This is a genomic window from Pseudenhygromyxa sp. WMMC2535 (assembly GCF_011083025.2).
Map to the genome: position 1 here is coordinate 8,326,109 of NZ_JABJWV010000001.1, position 17,131 is coordinate 8,343,239.

The 17,131-nt window shown below is 70.8% G+C and carries 16 protein-coding genes; 4 read left to right on the top strand and 12 right to left on the bottom strand.

Annotated features, from left to right (window positions below; all coding sequences use genetic code 11):
* Positions 1-11 precede the first annotated feature (11 nt).
* Positions 12-1,250: an ATP-grasp domain-containing protein gene (locus G6O69_RS32155; RefSeq protein WP_172307290.1), complete on the top strand. Its 1,239-nt coding sequence runs from the start codon at positions 12-14 to the stop codon at positions 1,248-1,250.
* Positions 1,251-1,289: 39 nt separating this feature from the next.
* On the opposite strand, the gene G6O69_RS32160 is transcribed toward G6O69_RS32155, so the two are convergent.
* The 7 genes from G6O69_RS32160 to G6O69_RS32190 all read right to left on the bottom strand — a co-directional run bounded on the left by G6O69_RS32160 (position 1,290) and on the right by G6O69_RS32190 (position 8,945).
* A complete protein-coding gene (locus G6O69_RS32160; protein WP_172307291.1) occupies positions 1,290-2,180 on the bottom strand; it encodes an oxygenase MpaB family protein in 891 nt (296 codons plus the stop codon).
* A gap of 32 nt (positions 2,181-2,212) precedes the next feature.
* On the bottom strand, positions 2,213-3,331 hold the full coding sequence (locus tag G6O69_RS32165; protein ID WP_172307292.1) for a hypothetical protein: 1,119 nt from the start codon (positions 3,329-3,331) through the stop codon (positions 2,213-2,215).
* Positions 3,332-3,513: 182 nt separating this feature from the next.
* Positions 3,514-4,524, bottom strand: a complete 1,011-nt coding sequence (locus G6O69_RS32170) for a 3'(2'),5'-bisphosphate nucleotidase (RefSeq protein ID WP_172307293.1) — start codon at positions 4,522-4,524, stop codon at positions 3,514-3,516.
* A gap of 35 nt (positions 4,525-4,559) precedes the next feature.
* Complete coding sequence (locus G6O69_RS32175; RefSeq protein WP_172307294.1) at positions 4,560-5,504, bottom strand: hypothetical protein; 945 nt, start codon at positions 5,502-5,504, stop codon at positions 4,560-4,562.
* Positions 5,505-5,602: 98 nt separating this feature from the next.
* Positions 5,603-6,331 (bottom strand): outer membrane lipoprotein carrier protein LolA, encoded by a 729-nt coding sequence (locus G6O69_RS32180; RefSeq protein ID WP_172307295.1) that lies wholly within the window; start codon positions 6,329-6,331, stop codon positions 5,603-5,605.
* Positions 6,332-6,339: 8 nt separating this feature from the next.
* Positions 6,340-7,899 carry an aromatic amino acid ammonia-lyase gene (locus tag G6O69_RS32185; protein ID WP_172307296.1) on the bottom strand — a complete coding sequence of 520 codons (1,560 nt, stop codon included), beginning with the start codon at positions 7,897-7,899 and terminating at the stop codon, positions 6,340-6,342.
* The gene (locus G6O69_RS32190; RefSeq protein WP_172307297.1) at positions 7,896-8,945 is read right to left on the bottom strand and encodes a lipid A biosynthesis acyltransferase; all 1,050 of its coding nucleotides are present in this window, start codon (positions 8,943-8,945) and stop codon (positions 7,896-7,898) included. Before G6O69_RS32190 ends, G6O69_RS32185 begins: the two co-directional genes overlap by 4 nt.
* 130 nt (positions 8,946-9,075) lie before the next feature.
* Between G6O69_RS32190 and G6O69_RS32195 the strand changes: the two genes are divergently transcribed.
* On the top strand, positions 9,076-10,050 hold the full coding sequence (locus tag G6O69_RS32195; protein ID WP_172307298.1) for an alpha/beta hydrolase-fold protein: 975 nt from the start codon (positions 9,076-9,078) through the stop codon (positions 10,048-10,050).
* Between the two features lie 108 nt (positions 10,051-10,158).
* On the top strand, positions 10,159-10,656 hold the full coding sequence (locus G6O69_RS32200; RefSeq protein WP_172307299.1) for a hypothetical protein: 498 nt from the start codon (positions 10,159-10,161) through the stop codon (positions 10,654-10,656).
* Between the two features lie 32 nt (positions 10,657-10,688).
* Here the strand turns inward: G6O69_RS32200 and G6O69_RS32205 are convergent, their stop codons facing one another.
* The 5 genes from G6O69_RS32205 to G6O69_RS32225 all read right to left on the bottom strand — a co-directional run bounded on the left by G6O69_RS32205 (position 10,689) and on the right by G6O69_RS32225 (position 14,443).
* Positions 10,689-11,429: a glycosyltransferase family 2 protein gene (locus G6O69_RS32205; RefSeq protein WP_172307300.1), complete on the bottom strand. Its 741-nt coding sequence runs from the start codon at positions 11,427-11,429 to the stop codon at positions 10,689-10,691.
* The gene (locus G6O69_RS32210) at positions 11,426-13,300 is read right to left on the bottom strand and encodes an AMP-binding protein (protein WP_172307301.1); all 1,875 of its coding nucleotides are present in this window, start codon (positions 13,298-13,300) and stop codon (positions 11,426-11,428) included. The genes G6O69_RS32205 and G6O69_RS32210 overlap by 4 nt, the downstream gene beginning before the upstream one ends.
* Positions 13,301-13,318: 18 nt before the next feature.
* Positions 13,319-13,573 carry an acyl carrier protein gene (locus G6O69_RS32215; RefSeq protein ID WP_172307302.1) on the bottom strand — a complete coding sequence of 85 codons (255 nt, stop codon included), beginning with the start codon at positions 13,571-13,573 and terminating at the stop codon, positions 13,319-13,321.
* The gene (locus tag G6O69_RS32220; RefSeq protein WP_172307303.1) at positions 13,570-13,863 is read right to left on the bottom strand and encodes a phosphopantetheine-binding protein; all 294 of its coding nucleotides are present in this window, start codon (positions 13,861-13,863) and stop codon (positions 13,570-13,572) included. The genes G6O69_RS32215 and G6O69_RS32220 overlap by 4 nt, the downstream gene beginning before the upstream one ends.
* Positions 13,864-13,975: 112 nt before the next feature.
* The gene (locus G6O69_RS32225) at positions 13,976-14,443 is read right to left on the bottom strand and encodes a hypothetical protein (RefSeq protein ID WP_172307304.1); all 468 of its coding nucleotides are present in this window, start codon (positions 14,441-14,443) and stop codon (positions 13,976-13,978) included.
* Here G6O69_RS32225 and G6O69_RS32230 point away from each other — a divergent pair.
* Positions 14,442-17,129: a DPP IV N-terminal domain-containing protein gene (locus tag G6O69_RS32230; protein ID WP_255215927.1), complete on the top strand. Its 2,688-nt coding sequence runs from the start codon at positions 14,442-14,444 to the stop codon at positions 17,127-17,129. The two genes, G6O69_RS32225 and G6O69_RS32230, sit on opposite strands and share 2 nt — an antisense overlap.
* Positions 17,130-17,131: the final 2 nt, after the last annotated feature.

The window sequence follows — 17,131 nt, forward strand, 5'->3', positions numbered from 1 at the left end:
AGCTTAGCGACATGCGCGTGCTCTTCCTCGGCCCCTCCTACCCCCAGGAGATGCAACAGTTCACCCGCGGTCTGGCCGAGGTCGGCGCCGAGGTCTATGGCGTCGGCGACACGCCCGTCTCCGCCCTCCCCCCCTCGCTCGAGCGCTACCTCTCCGCCTACCTCGAGGTCCCGCGCCTGCTCGACGAGGACGACGTGATCGCGCGCTGCTCCGCGTGGCTGCGCGGCCGCAGCATCGACCGCGTGCTCAGCAACTGGGAGCCCACGGTGGTCCTCGCCGCCCGCCTGCGCGAGCGCTGGGGCATTCCCGGCATGAGCGTCGACACCGTCGAGGGCTTCCGCGACAAGCAGCTGATGAAGGAGCGGGTCGCCGCCGCCGGGGTCCGCGTGCCGCGATCCGAGCGCGTCGTCCGGGACCACGATCGCCGGGCCAGCGACGCCCGCGTGCGCGAGGCCGCCGAGCGCGTCGGCTCGCCGCTGATCCTCAAACCGATCGCCGGGGCCGGCAGCGCGGACACCTACGCCTGCCGCGACCGCGCCGAGCTCGACGCCGCGATCGCGGCCACGGCCCACGTCCGCGAGCTCAGCGTCGAGGAGTACATCGAGGGCGAAGAGTTCACCCACGACACGGTCTGCGTCGAGGGCGAGCCGATCTACGAGAACGTCGCCCAGTACCTGCCCAAGCCGCTCGAGGCCCGCAGCCAGCAGTGGATAAGCCCGGTGATCATCACGGTCCGCGACCTCGCGCAGCCCAAGATCCGCGCCGGCTCGAGGCTCGGGCGCCAGGTCCTCGACGCCCTGAACATGGGCGACGGCTTCACGCACATGGAGTGGTTCTACACGCCCAAGGGCGAGGCCGTGTTCGGCGAGATCGGCTGCCGTCCCGGGGGCGCGCGCCTCGTCGATCAGATGAACTACACCGGCGACATCGACCTGTTTCGCGAGTGGGCTCGGGCCGCGTGCTGGCACGCCTTCGAGGCCTCGACCGCGCGCAAGTACAACTGCGGCGTCATCTTCAAGCGCGCCCTGGGCAACGGCCGGATCACCCGCATCGAGGGGCTCGAGAGCTTCAAGCGCAGCATCGGCGGGGCCCTGGTCGAAGACCAGCTCTCGCGCCCGGGCACGCCGCGGCGCGACTGGAAGGCCACCTTGGTCAGCGACGGCTACCTGATGGTCCGCCACGGCGACTGGGACACCTGCCGGCGGATCTGCGCCGCGGCGGCGACCGACATCAAGCTCTACGCCCAATAGCCGCCGAAGCGGGCCGCTCAGGCCGCCGAAGCAGGCCGCTCAGGCCGCCGAAGCTGCGTCGAAGCGAGCCAGGAGCTTGCTCGGACCGAGGCGCATGCGCTCGTAGCCCTCGGGGTAGGTCGGCGAGCGACGGAAGATCGCCGAGTCCCAAAAGCGCTGGGTCTGAAAGGTGGCGAGGTGTCGACCCGCTCGCTGGCGCAGGCGCAGCGCGCCCGTCCACGCCGCCCGCACGCCTGCCCCCGGCCGCTCGAGACCGAGGATGGCCAGGGCCTCGTCGCCGATGAAGGCCGTCCGCACCGCGCTCGAGACCAGCGGCCTCGCCGGCCCCACGAGCTCCGCCAGCGCCCGCAGCAGACCGTCGGCGACCGCCTCGTTGGCAGGATCGTAGCGCTGCGCTCGAGCCTCGTAGGCGCGCCTCCAGGCCAGCATCTCGGCGAAGGTCGCCGGGAGATCGCGGATCTGCATGCGCTCTCCCAGGCGACGATAGAGCTCGTAGAGCGCCGCCCGCTCGTTCGCCCGCATCGCTCGCCAGCCCCAGCGCGCGAGCCACTCGTCGACGTCTATCGTGAACACCGAGAGCGTGTAGATGAAGTCGTCGTTGGCGATCCGGTAGACCCCGTGGATGCGGTTGAGGTGCGAGATCATCTCGGCCCCCGCTGCGGTGTCGAGGCCGGGATCGAAGATCTCCGTGAGCACCAACTTGGTGTCGTCGACGCGCTTGCCCCCGCGCTTTTCGTACTCACCGGTCGCGTGGAGCAGGCGGCTGATCGTCGGGATCGTGAAGGTCCGCAGCTGCGCGAGCTCCGTGGCCACGAACACGTCGAGGGGGAACACGTGATTGCTGAGGATGTCGACGATCTCCTCGCAGTCCTCGATCGGGTCGAGGGCGTCGATGCGTCGCTCCCAGCTGCCGTCGCGTCGGAGGATCATGGTGGCGATTGTCACACGATCTCGCCCCGCGGTCAGAGCGCGTCGATGCAGGCCACCGCCGTCCACGGTGCCGCCAAATTGTTACAGCTGTGGTTCATGTTGCCGATCTCCGTGGTCGTCCCCGTCTCCGTGTCGACAGCGTAGAGGTGATTGTTGGTGCACGCGTAGAGCTCCCCCGTGACCGGATGCCACTCGATCCCCACGGTCCCAAAATTGACGTCGAGATCGGCGACCTCCGTGGCGAGACCGCTGACGATCTCGACCTCGTAGAGCACGTCGTTGTTGGCGTTGATCGCCAATAGCCCGACGATGTCACTCGACCAGGTCGAGCCCGAGAAGCCAAAGTCCACGCCCAGGCCAATCCCGACCTCGAGCGCGTCCGCGGTCGTGGTGTCGACGTTCAAGAGCACGTCGGCATCCGTCGAGATCCCATAGAGCCGGAGGATCTCGAGGCCGTTGGCGGTGATCCCGTTGATCCCCGTGTAGCCCATGTCGCCGATGTACTGGACCTCGCAGGTGCAAGGATCGATCAGGTCCAGCTCTTGACCCGCGCGCGAGCCAAACAGCTCGCCGCCGATCCCGAAGGTGATCGAGGGATAATTGACGTCCCCCTCGAAGTCGCAGATCACCGTCTCGTCGCCGGTCTCGACGTCGATCTTGACCAGCTGCTCCGTGTCGTTGCGGACGTGGAGCAGCCAGGGCGCGACCTCTTCGCCGGTCCCCCCTTCGGTCTCGCCTTCCGTCTCCCCTTCGGTCTCGCCCTCCCCGCTCTCGCCCTCCCCGCTCTCGCCTTCCGTCTCCCCTTCGCCGCTCTCCCCTTCGCCCGACTCCCCTTCGCCCGACTCCCCTTCGCCCGACTCGCCCTCGCTCTCGCCTTCTCCCGTCTCGCCTTCTCCCGTCTCGCCTTCTCCCGTCTCGCCCTCCCCCGACTCGCTGTCCGTATCCGTGCTCGCCGTCTCCCCCGAGCCAGATCCGCTCGACTCCGAGTCGCTCGACTCGCTGCTCCCCACGTCGTCCTCGCCCGACTCGCCTTCGCTCTCCGACCCGCTCGCGGCCTCGCCCGCGCCACCGTCATCGGAGCAAGCGAGCGTCGACGCGATGATCAACGTCGAGAACACGATGGATTTGGACGATGTAAAACGAGCGATCATGAAAATGACGGTAGCAGTCGGGGTTCCTCACGCTTGAATTTAAAATGTCGAAACACCAAAAAGCTTCGACGACGACAGATGGAAACATGCCTCCTGCAATATGCAAATTGCACGGAGAGACACGATACACAGCTCGTTCATTCGCACTACGCCCGCCCCATGGCTGGGCACACCGCGACCGATCAGCTCGAGCGACCGATCACCGCCTGGACGGCCGCGAGCACGCGCTCGTGGAGCCCACCATTGGTCACGATCACGCCCTCGTTGACCTCCAAACCGCGTCCACGCCCAAAGTCGAGCGCCCGCCCGTGGACGTCGCTGACCCGGCCGCCAGCGCCCTCGATCACCGCCAGACCAGCGGCGTGGTCCCAGATCCGCTCGATATAGCGCTCCGCCCCGCCACGCGTGGTTGGTAGGCGCAGATAGATCGATGCATCCCCGCGGGCGACCGCTGCATATTTGCACTGGCTGTCCATGCGCAGCGGCGGGGCATCAATGCCCAGACGCTCGGCGATCCGCGCTGCGTCCGAGTGATCCGTATGACCCGATTCGACGGATTCGCAAAAGCGGGCGCGGCTCGCCTCGCCGAGGCCATCGACCGCGATCGCCGCGTCCTCTTCTTCCGCCTCCAGGCCCAGCTGCCAGGCGCCCTCGCCAGGCACCCCCAAAAACAGGCAGCCGCGCGGGCCCTCGGGCGCGTCCGCGCGCCGCGGAAGGTTGGGACAGCCCAACACCCCGAGCACCACCTGGCCGTCCTCGACCAGCGCGAGGGCGACGGCGTACTGCTCGAGGCGCAGGAAGCCCTTGGTGCCGTCGATGGGATCGAGCACCCAAAAGCGCCCCGTCGCGCCGCCGGCGTGAGTCCCACGATCGATGGCCGCGAGCAGCTCCCCTTCGCCCATGCCGGGCAGCTGCTCCTCGACGCCCGCGCGGACCTGCTGGAGCAGCGCGCGGTGTTCGGGCTGACGCAGCGCCCCAGCGTCCTCTTCTCCAACCAGGGGATCCGCAGGGAAGGCGTCGGTGAGCAGCCGGCTGACCACGGCCTGGGCCCCGAAGTCGGCCACGGTGACCGGCGAGCGGTCTCCCTTGGCCAGGGTCGCACCAGCGACCAGGCGGCGCTGCACACTGGCACACAGACGGCTGGCCGTACGCACGGCCGCGACGGCGACGCTTCGCTCTCGCTCGAGGGACATGGCCGCGGTTTTACCAGAAGCGCGCGCGAGAGCGCTCAGCTCACGCCTTCGAGGACGATCTGCACGCAGTCGACGACCAGCTCGCGGTCGACCGCTTCGCCGAGGGCGGCGCGCTGGACCACGGCGCCGACCAGCAGCGAGACCGCCAGGGCGAGGTCGGCCTCGTCGATCTCCTCGGCGGCCTCGTCGGACGCGCCCTCGCTGAGGATCGCGCGGCGCAACACGAGCTCGAGCGCCTCGCTGCCCCCCCGGACCGCCGCGCGCAGATCGAAGCCGCCGGCCGCGGCGAAGCCCTCGGCCAAGCTGCGCCCGAGGGCCTCGAGGACCTCGCCGATCTCGTCGACCAGCGCGCCGTCTTCGGGCTGGGCGAAGCTCAGGCGCTCGGACACCAGGGCCTCGACGGACATGCCGGTGAACGAGGTCTCGGCCGAGGCCAGGCGGAAGGAGCCGGCGTGCTCGTCCAAGGTCGCGATCAGCTCGTCGACGGGGGTGTTGGACAAGGAGAGGATCACCAGGTCGTCGAGGGCGTCGGCGACCTCGCCCAGGATGTCGCGGACGACCGCGTCGAGGGCCGAGAGGTCCTCGGCGATCAGCGCCTGGCCGGACTCGGCCTGGAGGCGCTCGGAGACCAGCTGGAGCATGCGCAGCGAGTAGTAGGCGTCGTCGAGCAGGCCGAGGATCCCCAGCGAGTCGGGCACGAGGTCGTCGGGCTCGTCCCAGTAGGCCGCGGCCGCGCGCACGACCTTGGCCATCAGCGCCTCGACCGGCGTGCCCACGGACGAGGTCAGCGCGCTGGCGAGGAGCTTGGGGACGCTGCGCACATAGCCCTCGAAGAGCTCGAGGGCCTCGACGCGCTGCTCGTCCCCAAAGGACGCCCCCTTCGACTGGGCCCGCTCGGCGAGGTAGTGGGCGAGGTGACCCTCCTTCGCCTCGATGGCGACGGCGGTCTCGATCAACTGGAGCAGGTTGGCGGTGTCCATGTCGGCATCGCCCGCGCGAGCGGGCGTGGCCCATACCTAGCGCACCTGTGCCACCCGAGGCCAGCGCTACGCACTGGCGGCCAAAAACGTGCGCAGATTCACTGAACCGAGAACAGCGCCGCCTTCTCGGCCTTGCTGTACTTCCGCTTGGTGTCGACCTTCGAGAAGAAGTTGATGGTCTCGTCGCCGCCGATCTCGACCACGCGCATCTTGGCGATGGCCAGCTCCACGCCCTCGACCTCGACCTTGGCGATGATGTCCTTCATGGGCGAGACCTTGGGGGTCAGGGTCATCGTCCAGCTGCGCCCGCCCTCGACCGCGGGCCCTGCGGTGATCTCGACGCGGTAGAGCGCCTCGAGGCCCGGCTCGTCCCCGGCGAAGATCTTGGTGAAGGCGTCGACGAACTGGCGCAGGGCGGGCTTGCCCGCGAGGTCGATGCGCTCGCTCGTGTGCCCGTCGCCGTACTCGATGCCGCGCTCGTCCATGACGACCACCGAGGGCGTGGGCGCGGTGATCCGCCGGGCGAGGCGACCGTCGGCGAAGTGCAGCGTGCCCTCGTCGACGAGCGGCTCCGCGAGCAGGCCCATGTGGCTCTCCTGGCGAAACTCCGCGTAGAGCCCGGGCATCTTGGCGAAGCCCCGCAGCAGCTCGTCGATGCTGATCGTGTCGGGGGTGGGGGTGGTCTTCGCGCTCTTGGTGGCGGCGGGGGCCGCTTCGCTCGTGCGCGGCGCGAGCGTGGGCAGGAGCGCCGCCACGGCCAGCGCGACCACCAGCGAGGCGCGCGCGATCTTCGAGGGCTTCGAGGAGTCGGGACGAGTGCGGGACATGGGGGACCTCAGGTCAGCAAGTGTTCGGGCAGCTCCGCGCTGCGGATCATCGCCAGCGTCGCCGCGATGTCGCCGTCCTGGCGACGATCCCGATCGACGAAGGGCGCCCGCTCGCGGATCGCGTCGCGCAGGGCCCGGCTCCGCGGGTGGCAACGACCACCCGCGCGCTCGCGCAGATCCACGGCCTGGGCCGCAGCCAGCGCGACGATCGCCACCACCTGCTCGGTCAGCTCGACGACCCGCAGCGCCTCGCGGGCGGCGATCGTCCCCATGCTGACCTTGTCCTGGTTGTGGCATTCGGTACTGCGGCTGAATACGCTCGCCGGCATGGTGTTCTTCAAGGCCTCGGCCGCCAGCGCCGAGGCCGCGATCTGCATGGCCTTGAAGCCGTGATGCGCCGCACACTCGGCCCCGCCCTGGCCGTTGAGGTTCTCGGGCAGGCCGTTGTTGGTCTGCGAGCTGCACAGCAGCGCGAGCTGGCGATCGTGGAGGTCGGCGAGGTTGGCCACCAGGTTCTTGAGGCCGTCGGCCACGAAGCAGGCGTGGCCGCCGTAGAAGTTGCCGCCGTGGAGCGCCTCGCCGCTCTCGGGGTCGATCAGCGGGTTGTCGTTGGCCCCGTTGAGCTCGGTCTCGGTCCACTGGGTCATCCACGGCAGCGCGTCGAGGAGCACCCCGGCCACGTGGGGGGCGCAGCGGATCGAGTAGCGGTCCTGGATCCGGCCCTCGAAGCTCGGGCCGGGGCGGTACTCGAGATCCTCGCGGACCCAGGCGGCGTAGGCGGCCTGCCCGGGGTGGGGCTTGGCGGCGAAGATCCGCGCGTCGAAGTGGGCGGGGTTGCCGAGCATCGCGTCGCTGGCGGCAGCGGTCAGCGCCGCGCTCAGCCGGGCCAGACGGCGCGCTCGACCGAGGGCCAGGCAGACCAGGCCGGTCATCACCGACGTCCCGTTCATGATCGCCAGGCTCTCCTTGGGGACCAGCCGCAGCGGCTCGAGGCCGAGGGCCGCGTGGACCTCGGCCGCCGTGCGCACCCGGCCCTCGAAGCTGCACTCGCGCTCACCCACGAGCAGCGCGGCCACGTAGCTCAGCGGGGTCAGGTCACCGCTCGCGCCCACGGAGCCCTCGGCGGGGATCCGCGGCAGCGCGCGATGATCGAGGAGCGCGACCAGGCGCTCGACCAGGGCCGGGCGGACCGCCGACCAGCCGCCGACCAGCGAGGCCAGGCGCGCCGTGACCACGGCCGCGGCCTCTGCCTCGTCGAGGATCCGCCCGGTGCCGCAGCCGTGGAAGCGCAGCAGGTTCAGAGGCAGGCTCGACACGGCGTCCGCGGGCACGTCGGTGACGCAGGACTCACCGAAGCCCGTGGTCACCCCATAGACGCGCTCGCCCGCGGCCAGGCGCTCAGCGAGGCGCGCGGCCCCGGCCCCGAGGCGGCGGCGAAACGCGGGGTCTCGCGAGAGCGAGACCCTCGCGCGGCCATCGGCGACGGCGAGGACCTGGTCCACGGTGATCGCCGCGGCCCCGAATTCGACGGTCGCGGCGCGGCTGGCTTGCTTGGCGCTCTGGCTCAATGCGGCTCTCCTGGGGGCGTTGGTGGGTGGTACCAAAAGTCGTAGAAATTGAACCAGTTGTCGGGGGCCTGGCCGGCGTAGTGCTCGAGGCGCGCGGCGAAGCGCTGGGCGTAGGCCGCGAGAGCCTCGTCGCGCTTGCCCCGGGGCAACTCGACGCGCTCGGCGAAGGGCTCACAGCGCAGGCGGTAGCGGTTGGGGGCCTCGAACACGCCAAAGACCGTGAAGATCGGGCAGCGCAGCACCGACGCCATGATGTAGGGGCCCGTTGGGAAGCGCGCCGGGGCGCCAAAGAACTCGGCGTCGGCCCAGCGGTCGTTGAGGCCCAGACGATCGCCGAGCACCGCGACCAGCTCCCCCGCCTCGATCCGCTCCTTGACCGTGAGGATGTAGGTCCGGTCTTCGGGGTCGATCTCGATCACCCGGACCTGCGAGCGCCCGCCGCTGACCTCGTCGAGGAAGGTGGCGATCATCCGCGCGTTTTGATTGTGCGCGAGGATGTTGATCGGCAGGTTCGAGCTGCGCCCGGCGGCGCGCATGGCCTCGAAGGAGCCAAAGTGCGCGCCCAGCAAGATCGCCCCGCGCCCGCTGTGGACTTGCTCGTGCATCAGCTGCGTGCCCTGACGATCGAACTCGAAGGGTTCGAGGCGGCCCTGGACGAAGAACACGCGATCGAGGGCGACCTGGGCGAAGCGCAGGAAGTGGCGGTAGGCCGCCCAGAAGCTCGACTCCCCGCGCACGCGCGCGAGCCAGGCCCGCGAGGCCCGGCGCGGCTTGGGGGCGAAGAGCGTGAAGTAGAAGATGATCACGCGCAGGAGCAGGTGCCCGCCGCGGCGGCCGAGCACGCGCGTGACCACGAGCAGCGCGCGGATGCCCACCCGCGAACCTCGCTCACGCCGGGCTAGCCAGGCCTCGCGCTCGCGGGCCTTCGCGTCCGCCTCGGCCTGGTGCACGGCCAGCGCGTCCACGCCGGCGCTCGGCTCCTGCGACCCGGGCGTGGCAGACAGCTCGGCTGATCGGGCCTCCGGCACGGCGAGACCTTGGTCCATCGTGGCCCCAGCGTCCACAGCGCCAACGGCGCAGAGCCGGCGCGAGGGCCCACGCCTCCCTGCGCCGAGCCGCTCCCCTGCCTCGGGGCCCCCGCGTGCGTCCGCCCCGGCCTTGGTTATGACATGGCCCATGCCCCGGCTCGCCTCTTCGGCCCTCGCCACCTCCTCGTGCGCCGCCCTCCTCGCCTGCGCCTGCGCCAGCCCCAGCGCCCCCGAGCGCGTGCACATCGAGACCCTCGACAGCCCCGCCGAGGGCCGAAGCATGGGCTACTCCGTCTACACCCCGCCCGGCTGGGACGGCGAGACCCCCCTGCCTTTGGTGATTTTCCTCCACGGAGGCGGCGACGACGAGCGCGTGCTCGCCGAGAAGACGGCGATCACCGCGACCTTCGACGAGTGGATCCTCGCCGGCCGCCTCGATCCCTTCATCATGGTCGCGCCCAATGGCGAGCGCGGCTTTTGGGCCAACTGGTACGACGGCTCCCACGCCTACGAGGACTATGTCGTCGACGACGTGATCCCCACGGTCCGCGCCCGCTACCCGATCGCCCCGGGCCGCGAGAACCTCCACCTGATGGGCATCTCCATGGGCGGCGCGGGGACCTTGTTCACGTCCTTGCACCACGGCGAGACCTTCGCCTCGGCCACGGTCTTGAGCGCGCCGATCTTCGACGAGCAGCGCTTCACTCGCCTGGCCGAGGGCAAGATGTTCCGCGGCATGCCCCACGAGCGCCTGTTCGGGCCGCCCGAGGTCGCCCGCGAGACCGCCCGGACCGAGAACCCCTTCGCCAAGCTCCAGACCGCGGCGGACCTCCACGGCACGCAGCTCTTGATCGGAGCTGGGCGACGAGACCTCCCCGGCCTGCTGCGGAGCAACCGCAAATTTCACGCGCACCTCGAGGCAGCCCAGATTCCGCACCATTACATCGAGTATCGCGGCGGCCACGACTGGCGCTCGTGGTCTCAGCTCTTCCCCGTGGCCCTATGCCTGCACATGCGCAAGTCGAGCTGCGAACTCGAGGAGGACCGCTTCTTCGCGCTGGAGCGCGACCCCGAGGTGTTTGGCGTGCTCGCGGCTCAGCGTGCGAGCAGCCCCGCCGGCTGAATGGCCGGTCAAAATGTTGCGAGTCTTCTGCTCGAGCTCGCAACTTTCGCGCGCTGCGATACGAACATGGCTCCGGGGCCCATGCGGGCCTAGACTCGGAGCGTGGCGATGAATGCATCAATCCTCGAGCCAGAGCAGCTGATCACGGGCAACGGCTGGCTGCTCGCCAATTATCGCCAGGTGCATTGCGCCTATGTCGGCCCCGAGCTCGACGACGAGGCCTACCACGCCCACCTCGACCAGCTCGCCGCCGACATCCAGGCGCGCTCGACTCGACACAAGATCGGCGTGCTCTATTACGCGCCAGAGACCAAGAACATGGACGCTTCGCGGCGCCGGGCCCTGGCCAAGGTGCTCGAGGATCACAAAGAGCAGCTCGCCCAGAGCACCGCCGCCTACGCCCTCGCCACCAACTCGACCTTCGTCCGCGGCGTGCTGTCCACGGTGTTCTGGCTAGCGCCGCCCCCCTACCCCTACAAGGTCGTGGCCACCCCCGAGCAGGGGATCCAGTTCATCGGCGAGCACCTGATGTTCCTCGACCGCCGCGCGCTGCTCGAGTCCTTCCTCGCCCAGCTCGACCACCACGGCCTCGCCCAGGCCTCCTGAGCGCTCCGCTCACCCTAGGAACTCTAGGGCTCCTAGGAACCCGGGCGAAGCAGGCGAAGCCAGCTCCCGACGACCAGCTTGCTGTGCATCCACGAGATCCGCAGGTTGTCGCGGACCATGTGAAAATGTGACACCCCGTCCTCGGGGTAGCGGACCTTGGTCGGCAAGTTGAGCACCGGCAGCCCGGCCCAGACCAGGCGCACGGCGATCTCGATGTCGAAGTCCATGCGCTTGCCGCAGCGATCGGCGACGGCGAGCAGCGTGGGCGTGAGCGGGTAGACCCGAAAGCCGCACATTGGATCGTCGATGACCCGGCCGTAGGTCTCGATGTTGGTCCAAAAGCGGGTGATCTGCCGGCCGACCAGGCGACCCTTGGGCGCGCTCTCGTCGTAGATCGGCGCGCCGAGGACCAGGGCCTCGGGCTGCTCTCGGGCGGCCGCCAAGAAGGTGGGGATGTCACCGAGCTCGTGCTGGCCGTCGGCGTCGATCTGCAGGGCGTGGGAGTAGCCCAGCCCGCTGGCAACCTCGAAGCCCGTGGTGACCCCGGCCCCCTTGCCCCCGTTTTGCTCGCGGTGGTGGACGTGGGCGAGGCCGTCACGACCGATCCCAGCGACCGCCTCGCGGCCGGCCGGGCCGCTGCCGTCGTCGACCAGGACCACGGGCAGGTGCGCGCGCACGGCCTCGACCACCCCGCGCACCGTGTCGGGGTTGTCGTAGGTGGGGATCACGGCGCAGGGCCGAAATTCGCCCGCTTGCTCCGACGAGGTGCTCACACGAACTCGAGCGTGCCGACGCCGACCTTGTCGTCGCCGCGGTAGAGCTGAAAGTCGACGCGCTGGCCGCGACGGCGCAGGCTCATCTGGAGGCGCTCGCCAGGACGCAGCGGGCGCAGGAACTTGAGGCGCCGGGCCGAGCTCAGCCGCCCGAGCTGCGGCCAGCGAGCCACCGCCTGCTCCCGCGCGAGCGCGAGCTCGAGCACCCCAGGGACGATGGGGAAGCTGCGGAAGTGGCCGCGCAGCGCGTAGAGGTCGCGAGGGACGTAGAGCGCGTACTCGGCCCACGAGGCCCCCGCGCCCTGGTCGTCGCCAGCCTCGAGCAGCGCGCACTCGAGGTTGCGAACCTTGGGCTTGGGCTGCTCGAGGGCCTCGAGCAGCCGCCGCCGAGGGAGCTTGCCGTTGTCCTCGCGCGGCAGCGCGTCGACGAGGCGCAGGCGGCGAGGGACGACCACGGGGTCGAGCCAGCGCCGCAGCTCGTGGCGCAGCAGCTCCGGCGAGAGCCCGGGCGCGACGGCGAGGGCCACGGTCTCCTGACCGCGCGCCCCCCCGACCTCGACGACACCGACGGCCGCGTCCTCGACCCCTTCGATGGCCAGCAGGCGCCGCTCGATCTCGGCGAGGGCGATCCGCTTGCCGCCGATCTTCACGACCCCGTCGACGCGGCCGAGGTGGCGCAGGCGGCCGCCGGCGAGCAGCTCGACGCGATCGGCGGTCCGCCACGGGCGCGAGCCGTCCGGGGGCAAGAAGGGCGAGTCGACAAGCAGCTGGCCGCGGCTGCCCTGGTCTTCCTCGGGGTCGACGTCCACGCGCACGTGGGGCAGCGGCGTCCATGTCCCGGGTGCCCCGCCCTCGCTGGTCCGCCAGACGATCCCGCCGGTCTCGGTCGAGCCGAGGATCTCGGTGATCGCCAGGTCGAAGCGCTCGTCGAGCATGGCGGCCGTCGCCGCGGGCAAGGCCGCGCCCGAGGAGAACACCCGCGCCAGCGGCGGGAGCTGCCCGGGATCGAGGATCCGCAGGGCGCGGAGGTGCGCCGGCACGCTGACCAGCACGTCCGCGCGGTTGTCGACGATCGCCGCGCGCACGACACCCGCGTGCAGCGGGGTCTCGCGCAGGAAGGATCCGCCGCTGACCAGCGGGACCAGGACCGAGAAGAGCAGGCCGTAGATATGGTGCGAGGGCACCGTGGCGACCACCCGCACGCCCGCGCGATCGCTGTGATCGCCGCGGCTGCCCGGGATCGCGGCGAGGCCAAAGTGATCCGCGAGCACCAGGGCCTCGGCGAAGAGCTGGCCCGCGGTCTTGGCGTGGCGCTGGTGCTCCCCCGTGCTCCCCGACGTCCAGATCGAGACCAGGCGGCGATCCGCGGCGAGGGGCGCGAGCTCGAGGGGCTCGGCCGGCGGCGTGGCCCGGGTCTCCTCGGCCAGGAGCGGGCGCAGGTCCAGCCCGGTCATCTCGTCGGTGTCGTGGATGACCAGCGAGATCGCCGGGTCCTCGGCGAGGCCGCGCAAGAACTCGGGCTGGGCGTTGGGCGGCAGGGCGACCCGGTGGCCGCGCTGCCAGGCCGCGAGCAGGGCGACCGTGAAGTGGTAGCGATCGCTGGCGACGCAGAGGATCTCGCGCTCGTCACCGCCGCCTGGCTCCTGGGAGGGGAGCACCGCCGCGACGCGAGCGACGTCGATGCGCAGGCGCTCGGCGCTGCGGATCCCGGCGGCGCCAAAGGTCACGGGCGCCTCCGGCTGGTGGTGCGCCAGGATCGGCGAGAGCCCGGGTGCCCGGACCAAGCGGGGCGCGACGACGGACGCGAGGGTCGCCACCGACACGGACGAAGAGGCCTGCGGGAGCCCCGGGACGGGGTGTCGTTCGGTCATGGGACGAAGGAGGGCCGCTCAGGACGCGCGATCCGCGAGCTGGTTGGCCAGCAGATCGACGATGTCGGCGACACGTCGGACGCCGCGCATCTGCTCCTCTTCAATGCGCTGCCCAGTGAGCTGCTGGAGCTTGGCCACGAGGTCGATGGCGTCGATGCTGTCGAGATCGAGATCGTCGAACACGCTGGCCTCGAGCTGGACCTGCTCGGGCTCGAGCTCGAAGAGCTCGACCATGATCTCGCGAACGCGCTCGAAGAGCTGCTCGCGGGTCACTGCTTGGCCTTTTGCTCGTGGATGAAGGCCGCCAGCGTGCGCACGGAAGCGTAGACCTCGCGGTTTTGGCTGTCGTCCGAGCCGGTCTTGACCCCGTAGGCACGATGGATCGCCATGGCCAGCTCGAGGATGTCGATGGAGTCCAGACCCAGGCCATCACCGACGAGGGGCTCCTCGCTGTCGATGTCCTCGGGGGAGGTGTCCTCGAGCTTGAGCGCCTCGACGATCAGCTTCTTGAGCTCGAGCTCGAGCTGCGCTTGAGAGTTCACTGCTGCGGCGTCCCCGGGCATGGCTGGGCGGATGTTACGGGCAGGATCCGGGGGAGTCCAGGGAGCCCGCGGGGTCCTCGCCGAGCGCTGACGCAGGAGCCACTCGGGCTCCCTGGCGCGAGATTCGACGGATTCAATCCAGGTGTGGGCGAATCGCCGTGAGCAGACCTGGCAGCGCGGCCTCGACGTTGTCGAGGGCGTTGGGGCGCAGGCGCTCATAGGCCTTGCGGATCGAGGGGCGCGCGTCGCCGATGCGGCGATCCGTGACCCCGAGCAGCGCCTCGGCCACGCTCGCGCGCTCGCGTGTGACCCGGGCCACGAAGGCGTCGGCGACCGCCCCTTCGGCGGCACCCTCCCCGACCTCCTCGGCGCTGCGCTGGTAGATCGGCTCGAGGGCGCCAGCGAACTCGGGCAGAAGCTTGCTCACGACCTCGCGGACGAAGCCCGGCTTGACCCGCGTGACCACGGCGAAGCCCGCCTTGACCGCCGCGCCGGAGAAGCCCCGCTTGCCCTCGACCTCGCGGCCGACGAGCTCGCAGCAGCTGTCGACGACGATCTCCCGGGTCCCCGGGCGCAAGAGCTGATCGGTCAAGCTGGCCATGGCGGGGCTCTACCCCGCGGCGGCCCGCCAGCGCAAGGCGAGGCCCCGCTCGACCCCGCTCAGCGTTCATGGCGCGCCCTTCGCTAGGAGCCCGTGGTGGAACCCAGCGTCCTGGACGGGCGCGGGTCACGTTGCGACCATCGTCGGCATGGACGCCGCCCACCGCCCCCGCCCCATGGGCCCGACCATCCGCCGCGTGGGCCTGGCGGGCGCCGCGATCCTGGCTGTCGCCGCCCTCGCCTGTAGCCAGCCCGCCCAGCCCCCGGGCGAGGACGCGCGCGCAGCCGACGACCCGCGCGCGGGCGTCGAGGCTATCGATGCTACCGCGGCCACCGACGCGGGCAGCGAGGAGTCCGAGCGCATGCCGACCACCAGCAAGATCACCCTCGAGGACATCGCCACCTACCCCCTCCCCGGGACGGCCACGCCCGGGGCCCTGCGCTTCTCCCCCGACGGCCGCTGGCTGACCTTCCTCGACAGCCCCGACGACAGCCTCAGCCGCGAGCTCTTCGCCCTCGACCTCGACCAAGATCCCCTCGCCGAGCCGCGCCGCGTGGTCTCCCCGCCCGACGGTGGGGTCAGCGAGGACAAGCTCTCGCCCGAAGAGAAGCTCGCCCGCGAGCGCCTGCGCCAGCGCGCCCTCGGAGTCACGCAGTACGCCTTCCCCGAGCACCCCAGCGCGGGCGCCGAGGGCCGCATGCTGATCCCCATGACCGGCGAGATCTGGGTCCAGGACGGCGTCGACGGCCAGCTGCGCAAGCTCGTCGGCAAGGCGTCCGCGGACCAGGGCGACGCGCCCGCCGACGACCCTCGCCCGGCGCTCCAGCCCAAGCTCTCCCCCGACGGTGAGCAGGTCGCCTTCGTCCGCGGTGGCGAGCTGTGGGTCGTGCCCGCGGCGGCCTCCGAGGGCGACGAGCCGCCCGCGCCCAAGCAGCTCACCAAGGGCCTCGAGGCCGGCAAGACCCGCGGCCTCGCCGAGTACATCGCCGCCGAGGAGATGGGTCGCCACGACGGCTTTTGGTGGTCCCCCGACGGCTCGGCGATCGCCTTCGTGGAGGTCGACGAGACCCACATCCCGGCCTATCGCATCGTCCACCAGGGCAAGGACGAGGTCGGCGGCCTCGCCCAGGAGGACCACGGCTACCCCTTCGCCGGTCACGACAACGCCCGGGTCCGCCTCGGCGTGGTCCCCAGCCGCGGCGGCTCAATCCGCTGGATCGACCTCGAGCTCCCCGCGGCCTGGACCGAGGGCGCCGGCGCGTGGACCAGCGACCCCGCCGAGGACTTCTACCTCGCCCGCGTCGACTGGATGCCCGACGGCCGGCTGTGCGCGCAGATCGAGGATCGCCGCCAGCTCGAGCTGCGCCTGCTGTGCTTCGACGCGGGCGGCCGCGGCCCGGCCAAGACCCTGCTGACCGAGACCTCCGAGGTGTGGATCAACCTCCACGACCTCTTCATCCCCCTCGAGCTCGACGCGGACACGGCCGCCGCCCACCCCGAGCAGGTCGGGGGCTTTTTGTGGGCCTCGGAGAAGACCGGCTTTCGCCACCTCTACCTCCACGACGCCGACGGCCGAGAGCTGCGCCAGCTGACCTCCGGCGAGTGGATGGTCGAGAGCGCCAAGGTCGACGAGGCCGGGCAGCGGGTGTTCTTCACCGCGACCAAGGACGACCCGCGCGAGCGCCACCTCTACGTCGTCGGCTTCGACGGCCAGGGCCTGCGCAAGATCACCGAGACCCCGGGCATGCACGGCGTGGCCATCGACCGCGCCTTCACCCGCTTCGTCGACATCCGCTCGGACCTCGAGACCCCGCCCAGCGTCACGCTGCGCGAGCTCGACGACGGCGCGGAGATCCACACCTTGCACCCCAGCGAGCACAGCCCCCTCGACCCGCGCGTCGCCGCCCTCGCGCTCGAGCCCCCGAAGCTCGTCGAGCTGAAGGCCGCCGACGGCGAGACCACGCTCTACGGCGCGATCTATCAGCCCGATCCGGCCGTCCACGGCCCGGGCCCCTACCCCACGGTGATCAGCGTCTACGGGGGACCCCACGCCCAGCGGGTCACGCAGAGCTGGGGCATGACCGTCGACCTGCGCGCCCAGTACCTGCGCGACCACGGCTACCTGGTGTTCAAGCTCGACAACCGCGGCGCGTCGCGGCGCGGCCTGGCCTTCGAAGGCGCCCTGCGCCACGACATGGGCAGCGTCGAGGTCGACGATCAGGTCGCCGGCGTCGAGTGGCTCGTCGCCCAGGGCCTCGCCGACCCGGAGCACGTGGCGATCTACGGCTGGAGCTACGGCGGCTACATGTCGGCGATGGCCCTGGCCCGCGCGCCCGAGACTTTCTCGGTCGCGATCGCCGGCGCCCCGGTCACGCACTGGGACGGCTACGACACCCACTACACCGAGCGCTACATGGGCCTGCCCCAGGAGAACCCCGAGGGCTACGCGCGCTCGAGCGTCATGGCCCACCTCGACGGCCTGCGCGGCGAGCTGCTCCTGGTCCACGGGCTGATCGACGAGAACGTGCACTTTCGCCACAGCGCCCGGTTGATCAACGCGATGATCAGCGCCGGCAAGGACTACGAGCTCCAGCTCTACCCCGACGAGCGCCACATGCCGCGCAAGCTCGCCGACCGCGTGTACATGGAGCGGCGGATCTTCGACTTCCTGCGCGCGAACCTCTAACC

What these genes read in the sequence shown, in the direction of transcription:
- G6O69_RS32155 (WP_172307290.1), top strand. Translation starts at nt 12, where the DNA reads ATGCGCGTGCTCTTCCTCGGCCCCTCCTACCCCCAGGAGATGCAACAG.
- G6O69_RS32220 (WP_172307303.1), bottom strand. Translation starts at nt 13,863, where the DNA reads ATGCCCGGGGACGCCGCAGCAGTGAACTCTCAAGCGCAGCTCGAGCTC.
- G6O69_RS32165 (WP_172307292.1), bottom strand. Translation starts at nt 3,331, where the DNA reads ATGATCGCTCGTTTTACATCGTCCAAATCCATCGTGTTCTCGACGTTG.
- G6O69_RS32190 (WP_172307297.1), bottom strand. Translation starts at nt 8,945, where the DNA reads ATGGACCAAGGTCTCGCCGTGCCGGAGGCCCGATCAGCCGAGCTGTCT.
- G6O69_RS32210 (WP_172307301.1), bottom strand. Translation starts at nt 13,300, where the DNA reads ATGACCGAACGACACCCCGTCCCGGGGCTCCCGCAGGCCTCTTCGTCC.
- G6O69_RS32230 (WP_255215927.1), top strand. Translation starts at nt 14,442, where the DNA reads ATGGCGGGGCTCTACCCCGCGGCGGCCCGCCAGCGCAAGGCGAGGCCC.
- G6O69_RS32160 (WP_172307291.1), bottom strand. Translation starts at nt 2,180, where the DNA reads ATGATCCTCCGACGCGACGGCAGCTGGGAGCGACGCATCGACGCCCTC.
- G6O69_RS32180 (WP_172307295.1), bottom strand. Translation starts at nt 6,331, where the DNA reads ATGTCCCGCACTCGTCCCGACTCCTCGAAGCCCTCGAAGATCGCGCGC.
- G6O69_RS32200 (WP_172307299.1), top strand. Translation starts at nt 10,159, where the DNA reads ATGAATGCATCAATCCTCGAGCCAGAGCAGCTGATCACGGGCAACGGC.
- G6O69_RS32175 (WP_172307294.1), bottom strand. Translation starts at nt 5,504, where the DNA reads ATGGACACCGCCAACCTGCTCCAGTTGATCGAGACCGCCGTCGCCATC.
- G6O69_RS32170 (WP_172307293.1), bottom strand. Translation starts at nt 4,524, where the DNA reads ATGTCCCTCGAGCGAGAGCGAAGCGTCGCCGTCGCGGCCGTGCGTACG.
- G6O69_RS32195 (WP_172307298.1), top strand. Translation starts at nt 9,076, where the DNA reads ATGCCCCGGCTCGCCTCTTCGGCCCTCGCCACCTCCTCGTGCGCCGCC.
- G6O69_RS32225 (WP_172307304.1), bottom strand. Translation starts at nt 14,443, where the DNA reads ATGGCCAGCTTGACCGATCAGCTCTTGCGCCCGGGGACCCGGGAGATC.